The organism is Lactococcus fujiensis JCM 16395, from assembly GCF_002441655.1.
GTDB classification, from domain to species: domain Bacteria; phylum Bacillota; class Bacilli; order Lactobacillales; family Streptococcaceae; genus Lactococcus; species Lactococcus fujiensis.
Map to the genome: position 1 here is coordinate 84,091 of NZ_JXJU01000004.1, position 20,084 is coordinate 104,174.

15 protein-coding genes are annotated in these 20,084 nt (G+C 37.8%); all 15 read right to left on the reverse strand.

Annotated elements, in window-relative coordinates:
* Positions 1 to 191: 191 nt before the first annotated feature.
* The 15 genes from nifJ to RT41_RS04425 all read right to left on the reverse strand — a co-directional run bounded on the left by nifJ (position 192) and on the right by RT41_RS04425 (position 20,026).
* Positions 192 to 3,854, reverse strand: a complete 3,663-nt coding sequence (nifJ, locus tag RT41_RS04355) for a pyruvate:ferredoxin (flavodoxin) oxidoreductase (protein WP_096817699.1) — start codon at positions 3,852 to 3,854, stop codon at positions 192 to 194.
* Between the two features lie 286 nt (positions 3,855 to 4,140).
* Entirely contained in the window at positions 4,141 to 5,103 is a 963-nt protein-coding gene (locus RT41_RS04360; protein ID WP_096817841.1) for a glycosyltransferase family 2 protein, read from the reverse strand.
* Positions 5,104 to 5,237: 134 nt separating this feature from the next.
* On the reverse strand, positions 5,238 to 6,374 hold the full coding sequence (locus RT41_RS04365) for an ABC transporter ATP-binding protein (RefSeq protein ID WP_096817700.1): 1,137 nt from the start codon (positions 6,372 to 6,374) through the stop codon (positions 5,238 to 5,240).
* A 125-nt stretch (positions 6,375 to 6,499) separates the two neighbouring features.
* On the reverse strand, positions 6,500 to 7,558 hold the full coding sequence (locus RT41_RS04370; RefSeq protein WP_096817701.1) for a diacylglycerol kinase family lipid kinase: 1,059 nt from the start codon (positions 7,556 to 7,558) through the stop codon (positions 6,500 to 6,502).
* Positions 7,559 to 7,584: 26 nt separating this feature from the next.
* A complete protein-coding gene (ligA, locus tag RT41_RS04375) occupies positions 7,585 to 9,546 on the reverse strand; it encodes an NAD-dependent DNA ligase LigA (RefSeq protein WP_180752682.1) in 1,962 nt (653 codons plus the stop codon).
* Positions 9,547 to 9,673: 127 nt separating this feature from the next.
* Complete coding sequence (locus tag RT41_RS04380) at positions 9,674 to 10,600, reverse strand: ROK family protein (RefSeq protein ID WP_054639538.1); 927 nt, start codon at positions 10,598 to 10,600, stop codon at positions 9,674 to 9,676.
* Positions 10,601 to 10,636: 36 nt separating this feature from the next.
* The gene (locus RT41_RS04385) at positions 10,637 to 11,557 is read right to left on the reverse strand and encodes a Gfo/Idh/MocA family protein (RefSeq protein ID WP_054639539.1); all 921 of its coding nucleotides are present in this window, start codon (positions 11,555 to 11,557) and stop codon (positions 10,637 to 10,639) included.
* An 88-nt stretch (positions 11,558 to 11,645) separates the two neighbouring features.
* Complete coding sequence (locus tag RT41_RS04390) at positions 11,646 to 12,278, reverse strand: thiamine diphosphokinase (RefSeq protein WP_054639540.1); 633 nt, start codon at positions 12,276 to 12,278, stop codon at positions 11,646 to 11,648.
* A complete protein-coding gene (locus RT41_RS04395; protein ID WP_096817703.1) occupies positions 12,275 to 12,622 on the reverse strand; it encodes a nucleoside triphosphate pyrophosphohydrolase family protein in 348 nt (115 codons plus the stop codon). The genes RT41_RS04390 and RT41_RS04395 overlap by 4 nt, the downstream gene beginning before the upstream one ends.
* A gap of 18 nt (positions 12,623 to 12,640) precedes the next feature.
* Complete coding sequence (locus tag RT41_RS04400) at positions 12,641 to 13,447, reverse strand: CPBP family intramembrane glutamic endopeptidase (protein WP_096817704.1); 807 nt, start codon at positions 13,445 to 13,447, stop codon at positions 12,641 to 12,643.
* A gap of 117 nt (positions 13,448 to 13,564) precedes the next feature.
* Positions 13,565 to 14,353 (reverse strand): CPBP family intramembrane glutamic endopeptidase, encoded by a 789-nt coding sequence (locus tag RT41_RS04405; protein ID WP_096817706.1) that lies wholly within the window; start codon positions 14,351 to 14,353, stop codon positions 13,565 to 13,567.
* 83 nt (positions 14,354 to 14,436) lie between these two features.
* Positions 14,437 to 15,780 (reverse strand): asparagine--tRNA ligase, encoded by a 1,344-nt coding sequence (gene asnS / locus RT41_RS04410; RefSeq protein ID WP_096817708.1) that lies wholly within the window; start codon positions 15,778 to 15,780, stop codon positions 14,437 to 14,439.
* A 119-nt stretch (positions 15,781 to 15,899) separates the two neighbouring features.
* On the reverse strand, positions 15,900 to 17,108 hold the full coding sequence (locus tag RT41_RS04415) for a pyridoxal phosphate-dependent aminotransferase (RefSeq protein ID WP_096817711.1): 1,209 nt from the start codon (positions 17,106 to 17,108) through the stop codon (positions 15,900 to 15,902).
* A 33-nt stretch (positions 17,109 to 17,141) separates the two neighbouring features.
* On the reverse strand, positions 17,142 to 17,585 hold the full coding sequence (locus RT41_RS04420) for a cell wall elongation regulator TseB-like domain-containing protein (protein ID WP_054639545.1): 444 nt from the start codon (positions 17,583 to 17,585) through the stop codon (positions 17,142 to 17,144).
* A gap of 77 nt (positions 17,586 to 17,662) precedes the next feature.
* Positions 17,663 to 20,026 (reverse strand): helicase C-terminal domain-containing protein, encoded by a 2,364-nt coding sequence (locus RT41_RS04425; protein ID WP_096817713.1) that lies wholly within the window; start codon positions 20,024 to 20,026, stop codon positions 17,663 to 17,665.
* Positions 20,027 to 20,084: the final 58 nt, after the last annotated feature.

Sequence of the window (20,084 nt, forward strand, 5' to 3'; positions counted from 1 at the left end):
TTCCCCCTCCTATTCGTAATTTCTTAATTAATTATATCAAAAATAAGCGCTAACTGCGAAGAAAGAACAAGAAAAATTGCTGTCAGTGCTTACAATTCGATGACATGAGAATGACAAAAAAATAGTTTAAGATACCGAATAATCTCAGCATATTGAACTATTTTGTAATATTTTATTTAGTTTAGCTTGTCTTAATGATTAGCTTTTCTTGCGGCTCTTCTTGCCTCACGCTCAGGGTCAATTGGGCGATCTCGTTTTGCTACCTTTACTTGATCCGCAAGAAGCGCTGTTTGTTCTCCTTGAAGCTCTTTCACTTTATTCTCTTTGGCAATAAATTTGTCATAGTCGCCAGACATTCGGGCATATCTCAAAAAACGTTTGCGTGAATCCGCCATGGCTTTATCGTAAAGTTGTTCCGCATGGTCAATGTTAACCCTTTTTAAGTTACCAAATCGAGCCTGTTTCAGCAACAAATCATGAATTTGTGTAAAATCAGGACGTTTAAAATCAAGTGTGAATGGGTTTTTCCCAATCTCTTCAAGTTCGGGATTGTAGCGGTAAAGTTGCCAATAACCGCTGTTGACTGCCTGTTTCGCCTCATCCAAGACTTTACTCATACCTTCATATAGTCCATGAGAAATACAAGGGGTGTAAGCAATGATGAGACTTGGCCCTTTGTGTTTTTCAGCTTCGTCAAAAGCTTTAATGGTCTGCATCATGTTTGCGCCTGAAGCGATTTGAGCAACATATACATTGCCGTAGGTCATCGCCATAGCTCCGAGGTCTTTTTTGGCAGCTACTTTTCCAGCGGAAGCAAACTGTGCAATGGCACTTGCAGGCGTTGCTTTTGAAACCTGTCCTCCCGTATTTGCATAAACTTCATTGTCCATGACTAAAATATTGACGTCTGCACCAGAAGAAATCACATGATCGAGCCCGCCAAAGCCAATATCATAAGCCCATCCGTCGCCACCAAAAATCCATTGACTAGGTTTAACAAACAAATCTTTTTGCCGATAAATCGCTTCTAATCTTGGCGAATTAAAATGCTCAGATGCAAGCATTGCTTTCAATTTTTCGGCACGGGCACGTGTTCCTTCGGAATCAAAACAATGGCTGACCCAATCTTTAGCTAATTCTTGTAAATCGGCTGACATTTCTGGGAGTGCTGACAGAATCTCTTGAGCCAATTTTTGACGGCGTGTAACTGACGCTAAATGCATTCCATAACCATATTCAGCATTATCTTCAAATAAAGAATTTGACCAAGTTGGGCCTTGACCTTCATCGTTTATTGTATAAGGCGTAGCTTGTGTTCCTCCATAAATTGAGGAACAGCCAGTGGCATTCGAGATCATCATTCGATCACCAAACATTTGCGTCAAAAGTTTGATATAAGGCGTTTCACCACAACCTGAGCAAGCTCCTGAGAATTCAAATAAGGGCTTGTTAAATTGAGTACTGGCAGGTGTCAATCGCTTGCCCATTGGATTTTCTTTGGTCTTTAAAGTCATTGCAAAAGCCCAGTTAACTGCCTCTTCTTTTTGACTCTCATAAGGCATCATTTTCAATGCCTGCCCTTTTTTAGGACAGGCTTCGACGCAAAGCCCACAGCCCGTACAATCTTCAACAGAAACTTGAATTCGATAAGATCGCCCATCTAAATTTTTGTAGTCCATCACCTTAAAGCCTTCTGGAGCCCTATTCCATTCATCTTGGTCAGCTAAAAATGGTCGAATCGCCGCATGCGGACATACAAAAGCACACTCGTTACATTGAAGACAAAAATCAGCATTCCATTCAGGTACTTCCAATGCAATCCCTCGTTTTTCAGCGGCTGATGTTCCAGTGATTGTACTTCCGCGCGTCATTTCTTGATCGACCAAATCTTGTACTGAAAGCTCGTCTCCTTCAAATGCATTGACTTTATCTAAAAGATTAAATACATATTTCTGCCGAGCATTTTCTGGATGACGCTCCTCTTTTTCAACTTCGGTCAGTTCTTTCCAATGAGCAGAAACGGTTACTGGCTGGAGCCCAAGAATCGCCTCCTCCATGGCTTTTAAATTTTGTTCAACAATCGTAGGCGATTTTTTTTCATACTTTTGAGCATCTTTTTTCAATAAATCATAAACTTCATCAAAAGGCATAATCTTTGTTAACTTGAAAAAGGCGACTTGCATAATGGTGTTAATTCTTCGACCTAAGCCAACCTCACGAGCTATCTTTGCAGCATCAATAATATAAAATTGGACGTTTTTTTCAGCCAGTTCTTTTTTCAATCGAGTTGGGAGATGTTGTTCGAGTTTTTCAGCCGACCAGGATGTATTAAGTAGGAAAATCCCTCCTTTTTTAAGTCCCTTTAAGAGATGATAATTATGGACATAAGTTGTATTGGCACATTCAATAAAGTCACTTTGAATTTCCATATATTCGGACAGAATTTCTTCTTTGCCAAATCTTAAATGACTGACAGTAAGCCCGCCCGATTTTTTCGAATCGTATTCAAAAGCTCCTTGAACAAACAAATTTGTATGATCGCCAATGATTTTAATCGCTGCTTTATTTGCGCCTACAGTTCCATCTGACCCAAATCCCCAAAACTTTGCTTGAAAAGTACCATTTGGTGTTAAATCAAGAGGTTTATTAACGGCTAAAGATAGATTGCTGACATCATCTTTGATGCCAATTGTAAAGACACGTTGGGGCTGTTCTTTACTTAACTCGTCATAAACAGCAACAATATGTTCTGGTCGAACTTCCTTGCCACCAATACCGTAACGCCCTCCAATGACCTTCACATCATGGTCAAACAAAGCACTTTGTACATCAAGAGAAAGGGGTTCGCCATTAGAACCTGATTCTTTAGTCCGATCCAAAACGGCAACAGATTTTACAGTAGCTGGAAGTTTTTCTAAGAATTTTTCAAGCGGAAATGGACGATAAAGATGAATATTCAAAAAGCCAACTTTTCGACCTTTCGCATTCAAATGATCGACAGTTTGCTTGATTGTCCCTGCTACAGAACCCATACTGACAATAACTTCCTCAGCATCAGTTGCCCCATAATAATTGACTAAATCATAAGAAGTCCCGCGCAGTTGATTGATTTGCAACATATATTTTTCGACAATGCTTGGCAACTTTTCATAATAAGCATTAACAATTTCCCTTTGTTGAAAATATAGATCAGCATTTTGGTTGGTGCCCGAAACCGTTGGATGATCTGGATTCATCGCCCTTTGTCTAAATAAAGCTAATTTTTCCTGGTTAACCAATGGTGCTAAATCTTTCACATCAAGCACTTCTATTTTTTGAATTTCATGGCTTGTTCTGAATCCATCAAAGAAGTTAACGAAAGGAACCGAGCCATCAATTGCTGCTAAATGAGCGATTGCGGAGAGATCCATAACTTCTTGAACGCTTGATTCGGCTAACATGGCAAAACCTGTTGAGCGGGCTGCCATAACATCAGAGTGATCGCCAAAGATATTCAATGCTCCAGTCGCAACTGCTCGAGCCGCCACATGAATAACAGCTGGAAGAAGTTCACCAGCCATTTTGTACATATTGGGCAACATCAGAAGTAATCCCTGAGACGCGGTGAATGTTGTCGCAAGGCTCCCTGTCTTCAGCGCTCCATGCATAGCTCCAGCAGCACCAGCTTCAGATTGAAGCTCAGTGATTTTAACTGTTTGCCCCCAAATATTCTTCCGCCCCGCGGTTGACCACGCGTCCGTATAATCGGCCATTGGTGAACTTGGTGTAATCGGATAAATTAGTGCTAATTCTGAGAAAGCATAGGCAACGTGAGCTGCAGCCATATTCCCGTCCATTGTTTTTTGTACTGACATTTTATAAACCTTTCGGCCGAGCAATTATTTAAACAATCCTTAACAAAAAACGGTGTCGATGAATTTTGTCTTCTACAGGGGGATCAACGATTGAGAAATAATGAAATATGCAGAAAAATTGCTTAAGCGCTTAGCCTCTACTTATAAATTTTGACTAATTTTATTCTAGCATTTTCTTTGTGAAATAGTTATCCAACACTGTGTCAATTAACTTTGACAATTACCATTCACCCCCGTGACTAAGCCATTTCCATCGCTGTTGTTTTTTTAAATAAATAAAAAAGGTCTACTTGACCTTATTTTTTTTCTTCTCGTCATCTGGGCTTTTTTCTTTAATAATGTAAATAGGACGATTTTTTGATTCTGAAAAAATATCTGCGATATAGCGCCCAATGATTCCAAGCGTAAACATTAAGAAACCAAAGCAAAGCAAGATAATTAATGACATAGAAGTCCAACCACTAACCGAATTATGGAAGACCAATTGTCGAACAAACAAAATAAACATGATCAATATATCTACACCAACAATCGACATGCCCATATAGGTTGCAAAAACGAGTGGCGCTGCTGAAAAATTTACCATCCCATCAATGGCATAAGAAACTTTATTTTTAAAGCTCCATTTTGACTGACCAGACATCCGCTCCTGATTTGCATAGGTCACGTATGCGGTGTTGAAACCTACCCAAGCAAAAATTCCTTTGGAAAAGCGATTGACTTCACTAATTGACAAAATGGCATCCACCATTTGTCGCGTCATCAAACGAAAATCTCGAACGCCATCAACAATAGGAACTTCTGAAATTTTATTAATTACTTTATAGAACAGTTTTGAGCTCGCCGAAACAAGCAATTGCTCTCCTTTTCGATCAGTCCGTTGGGCTGCGACACAATCAATTTCCACGTCCTGAATTTTTTCCCACATGTCAATTAACAATTCTGGTGGATCTTGCAAATCAGCATCTAATAGCGTCACATATTCACCACTTGATGCTTCAAGTCCCGCGAAAATGGCTGCTTCTTTCCCAAAATTTCGAGAAAATGACAAATAACTTATAGAAGCTGGATAGGCATGATGCAATGCTTTTATCTTTGCTAAAGTGCTGTCCGTCGAGCCATCGTTGACAAAGATGTATTCAAATTCCAATGGGATTTCTTGTTCAATTTTTTGTATCGCATTAAAACAAGCAGAAACTGTATTTTCTTCATTGTAACATGGAATAATGAGACTTAATTGTTGAACCATCATACACCGCCTTCTAATTTTCAAATAAAAGTGTTCATTCTATTATAACCTGTTTTGACTTAAATTGAACGAAAAATAATAAAAACTCTGCCATTACTGACAGAGTCATTAAGAGGAAAAACTTTGTTCAATACTTATTCGTGGATGCGTTTTTCAGTTTCAACATCAAAGAAATGTGCTTTATTCAAGTTCAATGCAACGGTAATTTTTTCTCCAGGATTGCGGAAATCACGCGCTTCAACACGAGAAACAAATTCTGTGCTACCTGATTTTAAATAAAGCATTGTTTCCGCTCCAAGCAATTCTGAAACGACCACTTCAGCTTCCACATTTTGATTTGGATATGCTTGTTGTGCCAAATTACTTGATTGAACATCTTCAGGACGTATTCCAAGAATAACTTCTTTTCCTTCATATCCCAATTCTTTAAGCATTTTATTTTTTCCTTCAGGAAGATCGATGTCAATTCCCTCAGCATTTGTCAATTTGCCATTTATAACTTTAACAGTAAAGAAGTTCATTGCTGGAGATCCAATAAATCCGGCCACAAATTTATTTGCTGGTTCATTATAAAGTTCTTGAGGTGTTCCAATTTGTTCTACACGTCCAACTGTACCAGTTTTGTCTGAATTTGGAGATGAGGACATGATGACAATACGGTCAGCAAGTGTCATGGCTTCAGTTTGGTCATGGGTTACATAAATTGTTGTTGCACCAATACGACGGTGAATTTTAGCAATTTCAGTACGCATTGACACACGGAGTTTGGCATCCAAGTTTGACAAAGGTTCGTCCATAAGGAAGACCTTAGCGTCACGGACAATAGCACGTCCCATGGCAACACGTTGACGTTGACCACCTGAGAGGTCGGCAGGTTTACGGTCCAACATATCCGTCAAGCCAAGAATTCCTGCCGCTTCTTCCACACGACGCTTAATCTCGTCTTTTTTAAATTTACGTAATTTAAGTCCAAATGCCATGTTGTCGAAAACGGTCATGTGTGGATACAAAGCATAGTTTTGGAAGACCATGGCAATATCACGGTCTTTAGGTGCAACGTCATTCATGACTTTACCATCAATTTTAAATTCGCCTTCGGTAATGTCTTCAAGTCCAGCGACCATACGCAATGTTGTTGATTTACCACAACCGGAAGGGCCAACAAAAACGATAAATTCTTTATCTTTAACATCCAAATTGAAATCTTCAACGGCATATTGAGTAGCTGATGGATATTTTTTGTAAATCTTTTCTAAGCTAAGAGTAGTCATATTTTCTCTCCATATTTTTGATACCTTAATTTTACTGCAAACGTTTTCTTTATTCAATGTAATAAGTGCACAATTTAATTATACAAACTGCATAATAAAAGTCTGTCAGAGCTGACAGACTTAATTTAATTTTCCGAATTAACTGCTGCTCCTTCAGATTGAACACGATCCGTTTCTTCAGCTAGTTTTTGTGCCACTGCTTCAAAGGCAAGACTGTCTTCATCTCCAACATAATTTTGATCGTTAATTTCGTCCAAATTCACAAACATTTTGATGTGATTTTTCAAATTATCAAATTTTACTGGAGCTTTTCCACCAAATTCGCCATCCAAATTAATCAATGTCGGGCGTTTTTGGTCAAGAGGTTCAATTTCAATGTGCGAAGTTTTTAGATATTCAACATTGACATCACCTATATGTTTCCCAGAGCCATTGGCAACCATACCAAAGAGGGCGAGTAAAGAGAAAAAGTCATCTGTTTTAACCATGATTAAAGTAAATTTTCCATCATCAAGTTTGGCATCTGGTGCAATTTTTTCAAAACCACCAACTGAGTTCGTTAATGCAACGAAAAACATCGATATTTTGCCTTCAAAAACACCTTTGTCATGGGTGACACGAACATTTTCACATTTAACACGAGGAAGTAATTCCGCTCCTTTTGAAAGGTAGGCAAGATAGCCAAACATCGTTTTTAAATTACTGGGAACACTGTAAGTCAATTCTGTCAGTGCACCGCCAGCAGCAATATTAATGAAATATTTTTTTTCTTCATCAATTGGTGTGGCCACACCCACGTCAACTTTCAAGATTTGCTGTTTCCCAATGACTTCAACAGCGGCAATCGGATTATTTCTTGGAATTTTTAATGCTCGCGCGAAATCATTTGTCGTTCCTGTTGGAATTATAGCTAATCTAGGCCGTCTCTTAAAGGGTGATATTCCACTTACCACTTCATTAATAGTTCCATCACCACCTGCAGCAACAATCAAATCAAAGCCTGCCTCAGTAGCACGTGCCGCCTCTTTTTGTGCTGATTTGGGCTCAATAGTGGTCTGGAAAGCTGAAGCCTCATAGCCAAAACCTTCGAGTTTATCAAGGACATCAGCAACATTTTTCTTCATTATTTCTTGTCCGCTTGATGGATTGTAAATCAAACGTGCACGAAGTTTTTCTTTTCTCATTTCTCTCTCATCTAATTCTAATACATTTACAAATTAATTAAATCTTCTTCTGACCAAATTTCAATTTCTAAATCTTGTGCTTTCGTCAATTTTGAACCAGCATCAACACCAGCAACAACAATATCCGTTTTCTTAGAAACAGACCCTGATACATTGGCACCTAGATTTTCAAGCTTTTCTTTGGCCTCATTTCGCGTCAAGGTAGTCAATTTTCCAGTTAGTACGACCGTTTTACCAGATAATGGACTGTCCGAAGTCATGCGAGCCCCAAGATAATCAAAATTGAGCCCGGCATGTTCCAATTCGTCAAGTAGTTTTTGTGCCCCTTCTGTTTCAAAATAAGTTGTCACAGCAGTTGCAATGACGCCTCCTAACGTTGGAATAGCTGAAATTTCTTCTTCCTTAGCTACAGATAATTTACGTAAATTTGCAAATTCTTCAAGAAGTAGTTTCGCTGCTTTAGACCCGACATGACGAATTCCTAAACCAAATAAAAGTTTTTCCGCTGAATTTGATCGGCTGGCTTGAATAGCGTCAACAATTTTCTGTGCTGATTTTTCTTGGATCTTATCAAGTTCTGCAAGTTGAGTTGCAGTTAAATGATACAAATCAGCCACATCTGAAACTAATTTCTTGTCAAATAATTGGGAAATTACACTTGGTCCCAATCCCACGATATTCATCGCATTCCTTGATGCAAAGTGAATCAATTTTTCTCGATTTTGAGCAGGACAAAGGGGATTAACACAACGAAGGGCAACTTCATCCTCAAAATGGAGCAGTTCCGAATCACACTCTGGACAGTGTGTTGGAATATGCATCGGTTCATTTTCTTTTGGACGTTTGTCAAATAGAACACGTTGAACAGCTGGAATAATATCGCCAGCTTTATAAATCAAGACTTTATCGCCTATGCGTATGTCTTTTTCATGAATGTAATCAATATTATGTAAGGTTGCTCGAGACACATTGGTTTGCGCAAGAATTACAGGTGTCATGTTTGCGGTTGGCGTCACGACGCCTGTCCTTCCAACTGTCCAATCTACAGATAAAACCTCTGTTTCAGCCAATTCAGCGGGGAATTTGTAGGCAATTGCCCAACGTGGGGCTTTAACAGTAAAACCGAGTTCTTCTTGCGTTGCTAAATTATTTACTTTAATAACGACACCATCTATGTCATAGGCAAGCTGATCGCGCATCGCAGTGGCATGTTCAATGAATTCCCAGATTTCATCCATATTTTGGGCAAATTTCCGTTCTGGATTCACTGAAAAACCAAGCTTTTCAAAATACTCAAGAACTTCTTCTTGCGTATCATTGGTGGCAGGACTAGCTTCTTGATACAAAAAAGTAGCTAAGCCTCGTTTGGCAACAACTTTTGTATCTAGCTGACGCAAAGTACCAGCAGCTGCATTTCGCGGATTCGCAAAAGGAGCCAGCCCTTCTAATTCTCTTTCATCATTGAGTTTTACAAAATTTTTGCGAGGGAGATAAGCTTCACCACGAACAACAATGTCAATTGGTTCTGCTAAGCGGAGTGGAATATCCTTAATCCGTTTCACATTTTCAGTAATATTTTCGCCAATAGAGCCATCTCCACGGGTCGCCGCTGTCGTAAGAATCCCATTTTCATAATAGAGCGATAGGGATAACCCGTCAATCTTCAATTCGCAAATATATTCTGGCTGTGGCACGTCTTTTCGGACACGTTCTTCCCATGCAGCAAGTTCTTCACGCGAAAAAACGTCACCTAAACTGAACAGGTTATAGGGATGCTGAAATTTTTCAAAACCAGAAAGAACAACGTCTCCTGTTCGTTGCGTTGGCGAATCGCTGCGGATAAGTTGAGGATTCTCTTTTTCTAGTGTCTCCAATTCACGATAGAGTCGGTCGTACTCACTATCTTCGACAGAGGGCTGATCTTTTGTATAGTACTCAAAGGCATACTTATTGAGTAACTCCGTCAATTCCTTAATTTTTTGCTCGATATTCATAGTAATATTTTATCATAATTTGAAGCGTAAAAGGAGCTATATTTTTTTGCTTCCTTTTGATTTCTTTTTTGAATAAACAGATGGAACAAAAAACCGTCAGTACAGACGGTCCATCATTTTCTCATTTTAGTTTTTCTTTAATCGTAAAAGCTGCACCAAGTAAGCCAGCATCGTTGCCTAATTCAGCTTTACGAATTGTTCCCAGAAGTCCCATTTGATTTACACGGTTCAATGCTTGATGACGCCCTATCAAAGTCGTCCATTCATTGGTCAGTGCAGACATGAAATATGAATTTTCCGAGATGCCCCCTCCAACTATAATCGCATCTGGATCAAAAATGGCAAATAAATTAAGCAAATTCGTTGCCAAATCGGATACAAAACTATTCCAAACCGCAGTTGCATCTGCATCGCCTGCCTTAACTCGTTCGATTAGAAGGACAGGATCTGTAAATGGTTCATGTGTCCCATATGTATCAAGGACTTGATTATATTTTTGCAAAAGTCCCAGAACTGTTGCCGAATGGAAGGTTTCAGATGCCACTTCAATATTGCCTGCTTTTGGAACATGATGATAAAGTGGCCAACCCAATTCACCAGCTAAGCCATGTCCCCCGTGATAAACTTGACCATTTAGCACAATTCCCCCACCAATTCCTGTACCAATAACGGCTGTAATATAATTTTGAAGGTCTTTTGCTCCACCAACCCAGTGTTCTGCAATGGCAGCAGCATTTGCATCATTTTCGACGACGACAGGAAGTTGGGTCAAACCAGACAATTTTTCACGCAATGGTAGACCGTACATGCTTTGAAGTGCACCAAAAGTAGTCATTACGCCGTCACTCGACACTACACCTGGCGCCGAAATCCCGATTCCATCCAAGGAATATCTGGCTTTGAAGTCGTCCGTGATTTTGGTTAATAAAGATAGAAATTCGACTTCTTCTTTAGGCGTTGGAACTTTCGCTTTTTCTAAAATCTGTCCTTTTTCGTTAACTACACCAAATTTAATGTTTGTGCCACCAATATCAAATGAAAGATACATTTTTTCCTCCAAAAATAAGAATATTTTTATTATTTTTTAATTTTCACCAAGCATATTTGCAATAATTTCATGTGTTTTCAAAATATTATCTTGTTTTAATCTAGTCAATGCTGCCAGCCTTGAATCTGCCTGATAAGTTTGAACTTCTTTAATCATGGCATTAACCAAATCATCAAATCCACGATTAAAGGTCGATGATTTCCAGCCATTAATTCCAAACGTCTGTTTATCAATTCCTTTAAAACTTTCAAGTTCTGTCAGTTCTGATAGAACCATTGTTTCATCGGGGGATTCAACTTCAAAGGACTCTCGATATGCGCCTGAATTGAGGTTCATTGTGGCTATCCCGGTGGTGCTTCCGGTTTCGATCAAGACGAGAGCCCGTTCTAATTGCCCCTGTTCATCTTGCTTCACTTGAAATTGATAAGAATTAATCTCATCGTCTAAAAGGTAAATGAGTGTATCAAGAGGGTGGCTAAAAATATCATAAAGTTGAAATTTAAGATTTCCATTATGATTTGCTAAATTTTTTGTAATTTTTATAACATTTTTATTAGAAATTGCTTTTAACTTTTGAGTTTGTGGTGCAAAACGGCGATTAAAACCGATCACAAAAAGTACTCGTTTTTCCTCAGCCAATTGATAAAGTGCCCTGACTTCAGACAAATTTTGCGAAATAGGTTTGTCCATTAAAACATGAACCCCTGCTTTCAAATAACGTTGAGCTAATTGAAAGTGCTGACTCGTTGCCGCATGAATGATTACTAAATCTACCGTTTCAAGGGCAGCCAGATCAGTCGTAGCATATTCAAATTTATATTTTTGACGAACTTTTTCGGCCCTTTCCCAATCACGAGAATACAAAATAAAGCGATGTTGATCTTGCAATCCTGCATAAACTGGCAAGTAAGCCTTACTGGCAATGTTTGAAGTTGCTCCAATAATTCCAATTATCATTTCTATCTCCAAATTACAATCATATTCTTATCATTCTAACATTTTTATCAGAAAACCGCTTGATTAGAAAACGTTATCATTGTTATTTTTATTTCATTTGATCTTTAGAAAAGATGACCATCACCATCCCTTTTTTGATCGAAATATTCATTTCAGAACCAATAAATTCATTACTTGCATAAATCGTTTTAAAATTGTCTTCAGCTTTCAATGGGTATTTGGCCCCCTCAATCGCAAGACTATTTCCTGTTTCAATTTGTAAGAATCCAATATATTTCATATCTGGTCGTGCTTTTATTTTATGTCTCCCTGCAGGGAGGTAAGAAATTAAGTTCTGCTGATTCACTAAAGAAATACGCGTCGCAAAAGGGGTGTATTTTTTATCCACTGGCAAAAAAAGGTTCGTTAACATATGATCCATTCGCCCTCCAAGAGCGCCAGCGATAATAATTTTTCCTTGATTAAATCGCTTCAAAGCAACATCCAAGGCGACTTCTAAATCAGTATCATCCTTTTCAGCAGGCAAGATAATCAATTCCTTCGCTTTGGTCTTTATTAATTTCAGCTCATCTGCGTTAACAGAATCGAAATCGCCAACAGCCAAATCAGGAAGGATACCTGCATTTATGAGATTTATATTACCAAAATCTACTCCGATAACAAAATCATAAGAAATAGATGAGAAATCAGCTGGCATTCCTGCAGCAATTAATATATTCATCGCTCGTCTCCACTTCCTGAAATTTTATCACGCCGCAAACGACTTTCTAATTTTTCAATATTTTGATTGGCAACCGTGTCCAAATCAAGCCCCAAATAACGCGCGACAGTTGACAAATACCAGAGCACATCGCCCAATTCTTTCCCGATGACCATTCTATCTTCTGGACTAATTTTTCCTGATTTATCTCGAATAATTTTTTTCACCTTATCTGCAACTTCACCCGACTCACCTGCCAAACCTAACACCTTATCCAAAAAGGCAAAATCAAGTCTGTCAATGTCTTGAATATTGCCATTCACATCAAATCGGATTATTTTTTCTTGATATTCATTTAGTTTCATGCTCTCATTATAGCAAATTTAGACTGGTCTGCTCAAAGTTATTTTATCTTCTCGATATTCCAAGTTTTTAACAAATCTTCTTCTCTGCTTCTTACCAAAGAATAAGAAAAGAAGGGCAGGTAGGCTATAAATGATAAATTGAAAGGCAATTAATTTTATAGACGTTACTGTTGAAATTGTTGAACCACCACTCATGCAAAACCCATAAAAATCTATGAAAGCATGAGCTAAAATACTCGTCCACAAATTTCCTGATTTCACATACAACACTGCCAAGAAAAAGCCCATTGGAAAAGTGTAAAGAACCTGAAAGCTGACATTTAATAAAGAATTATTTGTCAAATTTTCAAAATGCAAAAGTGAAAATAACAGTGAGGACACCAAAAGACTCACCAAAAGTGGGACTTTTTTTGACACTAATGTCCCCAAAATCATACCGCGAAAAATATATTCTTCACAGATGGCAATGAGCATGGCATAAATAAAATTCGTTAGAATAAAATCTTCTGCTCCCCATAGCCATTGTCCTTGAAAAAACAAGGGGTAAATGAGGAAAAGAATTGGACTCCATAACAAAAGTATTTTAATAATAGAATAGTGTTCAAATAAAACTTTTTGCTTAAAAATCATCTGATTGAGCAGATAAAAAATGATAAAATAGAAGAGCTGTGGCAAAATATTGGTGACCACATTCGCCGATGCAGATAAATTTGATTCGACATATTTTGTGATGAGATTAAAAAGTGGATTGAACATTTTCCAAAATGGACCAATGACCCAAAGATAAAATATAACAGTTAAGTAAATCAGAAGTGCTTTCCTCATCTATTTCTCCATTTCATCATATTAAGATATTACTTATTATATACTTTCATGACATTATTAAAAGTAAATTTCATCGAAAAATGAAAGTGTTCAACTTGATCATAAAAAAAAGATTTCTCATACATGAGAAATCTTTTCTGTTTCTAATCGATTTGCAAATCGTACCAATTGTTTTTTCCCAGTCAAATAATAAGCCAAAATGATGATGCCAAAGAGAATGTAAATTTGTAAGACAGAATTCGGTGTTGCTGAGGTCGAATCCATTTTACCTCCTGAGATAAAAAAGGCAGCAAAATCTTGAATGGCATGTGCAAGAATTGGATAAAGAATATTATTCGACTTCAAATAAAGTAAGCCTAAAAATGCTCCGAGTGGGATAGCGTATAAGACTTGCAAGCTAACATTATATAAAGAATTGTGAAGCAGATTAATAAAATGTGTGCAAGCAAACAGAGTCGAGGATACAATCAAAGCAACTAAAACTGAACGTCCACTGGACACCAGCCGTCCCAAAATCAATCCTCTGAATATATATTCTTCCGTAATTCCAACAAGAAGAGCAACAATCAGAATAAGTAATATGGCGGACAAACCTAAATGATTCTGTTTCAAACCAGATGAAAATGCGATATAAGTCGTCGCTAATATTAGCCATGAATACCACATCAAACCAAATCCTTTAACGTAAGGATAAAATTCCATCAAAATTTTTTGCTGAATAAATCTCCGATTCAGGCCAATAAAAGCAAGCAACATAATGAGTTCAATTAAAAATTGAACGAACATATTCTTCGTCACACTTCCATTAATCCACTCATTTAATGAGGGTTTCAGTGGAATAAGGACCAATCGTTCTAGTGCAAAAAAGGCCACCAGACTCCCAAAAACAAGCCAAACTTTTTTCATATCATCCTCCTTTTTTAGACTATTATATCATTGAATGGGTTAGAAAATAAAAAATTTCTCAAAAGTGAGAAATTTATTTATTATTAAGGACGGACGCGATTAATCATACGAGGGAAAGGAATTGCTTCACGGATGTGTTCATTACCTGTAATAAATGTAATGGCACGTTCCAGACCAAGTCCGAAACCTGAGTGGGGAACAGAACCAAACTTACGCAAGTCCATGTACCAAGTGTATTCTTCTTCAGTCAAATTCCAATCTTTGATAACTTGCGTCAAAACATCGTAGTCCACTTCACGTTCAGAGCCGCCGATAATTTCGCCGTAACCTTCTGGTGCCAAAAGGTCTGCACAAACAACGTGAGATGGGTTACCTGGTTCACGTTTCATGTAGAATGCTTTGATTTCAGTTGGATAATTCATGACAAAAGTCGGAACACCAAAGTAGTTTGAAATAAAGGCTTCGTGTGGTGCACCAAGATCATCACCAGCTTCGATGTGCTCATATACTGTTTCTTCATCATTTTCATGTTCTTGCAAAATAGAGATCACTTCGTCATAGCGAACACGTTTGAAAGGCTCATCAACATATTTTTGGAGCAATGTTGTGTCACGTTCCAACACTTCTAGAGAGGGTTGACAGTAGTCTAATACCCCTTTAATAATGTATTTTACATAAGCTTCTTGAAGATCTAAAGATTCTTCATGTGTTTGGAAAGCAGCTTCTTGTTCAATCATCCAAAATTCAGTCAAGTGACGACGTGTTTTGGATTTTTCAGCACGGAAAACTGGACCAAAGTTAAAAACCTTACCATATGCCATTGCAGCAGCTTCCAGATAAAGTTGACCTGTTTGTGAAAGATAGACCGGTTGTCCAAAATAGTCGATTTCAAAAAGTTCAGTTGAATCTTCGGCAGAAGAGGCTTGTAAAATGGGAGTGTCAATTTTGATATGCCCCTCTTTATTGAAGAATTCATAAGTCGCACGAATAATTTCATTACGAACCATCATGATGGCTTGTTGTTTTTTAGAACGAAGCCAGAGATGACGATGATCCAGTAAGAATTCAACGCCGTGTTCTTTTGGTGTGATTGGATAATCATGTGAAGTTCCAATCACTTCAAGATCAGTAACATCGAGTTCAAAACCAAATTTTGAACGGGTATCTTCTTTGACTACTCCTGTTACAATGACCGAAGTTTCTTGTGATAAATGTTTGATTTCTTCGAACTTCGCCAAACCAACTTCTTCACCATATTTTTCAATTAATTGTGGTTTGAATACAACAGCTTGGAAAAAAGCTGTTCCATCACGTAATTGCAAGAATTGAAGTTTCCCTTTTCCAGATTTATCAGCGACCCATGCGCCTATTTTGATTGTTTCACCAACGTGTTTGTCAACGTCGATGATTGAGATTAAATCTTTCATTTTCTAAAAGTCTTTCTATATTTTTAAATTGATTTTTTAATTATACGAGTCAAACCACATGGCCAAATTGATTTTTTTGTAAGTCATGTGATACAAAGTGAATTCAGTATTTTACTAATTCAATTGGACGATCCAGTCGATTGATTACTTGAATTCATCCACGAATGAATCCGTTGAACGGCTTCTTTTAGGCTGGTCAAATCACTTGAATAAGATAAACGGACATTCTCACTTGATCCAAATCCAGCACCAGTGACTAAGGCCACTCCTGTATCTTCTAAGAGGGCAGTCGTGAACGCGGTCACGTCTGTGAAGCCCTTCATTTCCATTGCCTTTTTCACTTTTGGAAAAAGATAGAAAGCACCATTGGGTTTGATAACTTCAAATCCTGGAATTTCAGAAAGCAGAGGATAAATCGTATTCAATCGGCTCTCGAATGTTTTTCGCATGAATTCGACCTGCGTTTTATCCCCGTTTAATGCCTCTATGGTTGCATATTGGCTGATGGCTGTCGGATTCGAAGTGGTTTGGCTAGCAAACTTTGTCATGGCCGCAATAATTTCTTCATCACCAACCGCAAAACCAATCCGCCAGCCTGTCATTGCATAAGTTTTTGAGGCCCCGTTGATAACAATCGTCCGTTTTTTAATCTCTTCTGACAAGCTCGAAATCGGTGTGAATTTCTCATCTCCATAAATTAAATGACAATAAATATCATCCGCCAAGATAAGCAAATCATGCTCAACAGCCCAATTTCCGAGTGTTCTTAGTTCTTCTTCACTATAAATCATACCCGTTGGATTGGAAGGGGAATTTAAAAGTAAGACTTTAGTTTTGTCACTCATGACCGCATCTAATTGATCAACGGTAATTTTGAAATGATTTTCTTGTGTTGCTTGCACAATGATCGGATTTCCTTTGGCCATTTTGACTTGGTCAACATAAGAAACCCAATAAGGTGCCGGAATAATTACTTCGTCACCTGGGTCAAGTACAGATTGGAAGAATGCATAAAGTCCAAATTTCGCACCGCTTGTAATCAAAACTTGATTTGTTTCAATCTCGTAATTATAAAATGAGGCAAAATAATTTTGTACTGCTTTTTTCAATTCTGGCAATCCACCAGCTTGTGTGTAATAACTTGCCTTACCATTTTGAATGGACTCAATTGCTACTTTTCCAATATTTTCAGGGGTCGGAAAATCAGGCTGACCCAAGGTTAAGTCAATGATATCGCGTCCTTCACTTTTGAGTTCTTTTGCACGATTGGCTGCTGCCAAGGTCACTGATTCATCCATGTTAAGGACAAAATCTGAACATTTTTTCATATTTCCTCCAGTATTTTGAATAATTTCAATACTTTACATCAGTTGTTGACCAGTTTTGAAGTCATAAATTTTAAAATCAGAAGCATTATTAACTTCCCAGATGGTTTGATTATGGTAAAGTCCTAAAACAATTGAAGTAGTATCCTTCTCTTTTAGTTTTTCAGGAGATATTCCCTTGCTTAATTCCACGACGGTCAATTTTGAGCTATTTTTAGGGATAATTACACCAATTTCTTTACCTGTTTTGTCAAGTCCAATCACTGAGTAGGTCGTTTCATTTGTCGTTGCGGTTCCAAAAGCTTCTGGGGTCTTCAAATCCGTATGAGATTTAGCAATTTCAATCGCTTGACTTCGAGAACTCGTAAACGGGTGAATGGCTCCACCAAAATAACAAATAACTCCAAGATAAATCGCGAGTACGACGGAAAGGATACCTATTGTGACCTGTGAAACCACGCTCATTTTCCGCTTTCTCATTTCGCTCTTTCCTCTTTTCTTGTCTTTCCATTTTGTGAAATTAATTTTCATTCACTTTTTAAAATACATCTTTTTAATTATATCAAAAATTCTAAAATTTCGCTGACCGTATCTTTGAAATCAAGCTTCTTGAGCGTCACAATTTCAGAGATGTTTCGCCGCATTTTTTTGGCATAACTTTTCCCTAAGATTCGATTGTCCAGCAATACTACTATTGATTTTTGCTTGGCTTTTCGATTGACACGGCCAAAAGCTTGTTTCAATTTTAATGTAGCCATGGGCACATTGAATTCGTAAAACGGATTTGCAAACTTCTGCGCATATTTTTTGGTTAAAATATCATCTGGTGTTGAAAACGGAAGTTTTGGCAAAACTAAAATTAATTTCTTCTGCTTTTCAAAATCGACACCTTCCCAAAATGAACCTAGCCCAAGTAAAATTCGGCTTTCACCGCGATCAAATTTTTTTTTAATTTGTGCAGCCGTTCCATTAATATCCTGTGCTAAAATATTCCACCCGTCAGCCGATAATTTTTCAGCTGTAAAAGTAAGCGACATTTTTGAGGTAAAGAGAACGACGATTGGAAAACCTAGTTCAGCCAATTCAGCAATTGCTTCAGCGGTATAATGAGCATAATCAATGATACTCGTGTTTTTCACATTGGGTCCATCGGTCATTGCAATAAGTTCTTGGTTTTTAGCTTTTTCCCCTAAAATTTTATAAAAATGATACTCCCTAAATCCTAGCAATTCTGGAAAAGAAGGATTCTTGTCACTCAAAGACAGAGTCGCACCAATCATATAGAGTTTTGTTGATTCGGGCACCAGTTGTGCAAAATTGTAAAAATCATTATTGCTCGCGAAAAGGCGGTCATTTTCCTTCCAGACAATTGCATGTTTGTCTGACAGCAAATCTGTCAGCTCTGATAGACCCAATTCTTCTGCATCAAGCCTAATTTTTGCGAGGTCTAAATTCTTTTTATTGAGTTGGTAAACTAAGCTTTCCTGCAATCTCTTCTTCAATTGAGATTCTGTTCCATCAATTTTAAGCAATTCATCCGTTATCCGAATCGATTTTTGGCCTAATTTTTCCATGGTTTCAAACAATTGCTGCGCCTCATCAACGACCAAGACACGATTTTCTAAGAATGACTCTGGGTAATCGGCCAAACGTTCGATTAAGTAAGCATGGTTAACGACTTTAATTTGTGCATGTTTTGCCTTTTCCTGAGCTTTTGGCCAAAATTCTTGCATGTAATGCAGTTGTTTAGGCTGTAAATCGGCACTGTAAGCAATGACGGATAAATAATCATCATTGGTCATCACTTTAGATAACTCATCTAATTCGCCAGAAGTTGTTTCTGTCAGCCATACTAAAACCTTCATCTTGAATATTTCAAAATTCTTGCCATCAGTATTATTTTCCAAGATATTGGAAAATTTTTCGATAGAAATATAATTTTGATTGCCAACAATTTTAGCCATGCGTACGCCAAATTTTTTGATCAGGACAGGTGCAACATCTCGCATCAATTGATTTTGCAGAATTTTCGTTGGTGTTGACACCACGATCTTTTTTCCTGAGGCAAGAAGGGGGAGTAAATAGGCGAAAGTCTTTCCCATCCCTGTTGGAGCCTCAATAAAGTCGGTCTGTGGATAAGAAAGAGAAGCATCCATGTATTTAGCAAGCTCAATTTGTTTTTCTCTGGCATTTAGACCTATTTGTGCTAAGTTTTCCACAAAATCTGTTGAGAGTGTTGTTGATTTATTTTTTCGAACTTTCATGATGTGTGACTTTTTGGTCGCAATATTATGAATAAGTTCAAAACCAGCAGGTTTTATCTTTGTGAATTCAATCTGCTCTTTCAAAAAATAAGCTGTTTCATAAAGCAAATTTTCCGAATGGTTTATGATTTCTCCAAGAACCATACGTGGTAATTGACGTGCTTTTTCTTGGATTTTCAAAAGTAATTCTGCTGTTGCCAAGGCATCAGACATGGCCGCATGAGGATGGTCGTGATTGAGTTTTAACTTTTCTCCTAAAGCTTCCATTCCGTATTTATCAAATGTTGGGTAAAAGACACGCGCTAATTCAACAGTATCCACACGAGGCAATTCAAATTCAATTCCTAACTGTTGAAAACTTTTCCACATCAGTCCATAGTCAAACTTCGCATTATGCGCAACAAATACACAGTCCCGTAATAAATTGTGAACTTCATCGGCTACTTGCGCAAAATCCGGTGCTTTTTTTAATCGTGCATCACTTAGTCCAGTTAATTCCTGAATGCGCGGCAAAAGGGGCTCATGCGGATTGACATCTGTGGTATAGTTCCCCACAATTTCGCCATTTTCCACAAGTGCAATTCCAATCTGAATAATTTTATTCTCACTACTATGAGCATCGGTCGCTTCCAAATCCACCACAGCATATCGAGTCATGTATTTTACCTTATTTCTTTAGGAAATTTTGTTCCAACTTCCCCAATTCTTGTTCTAA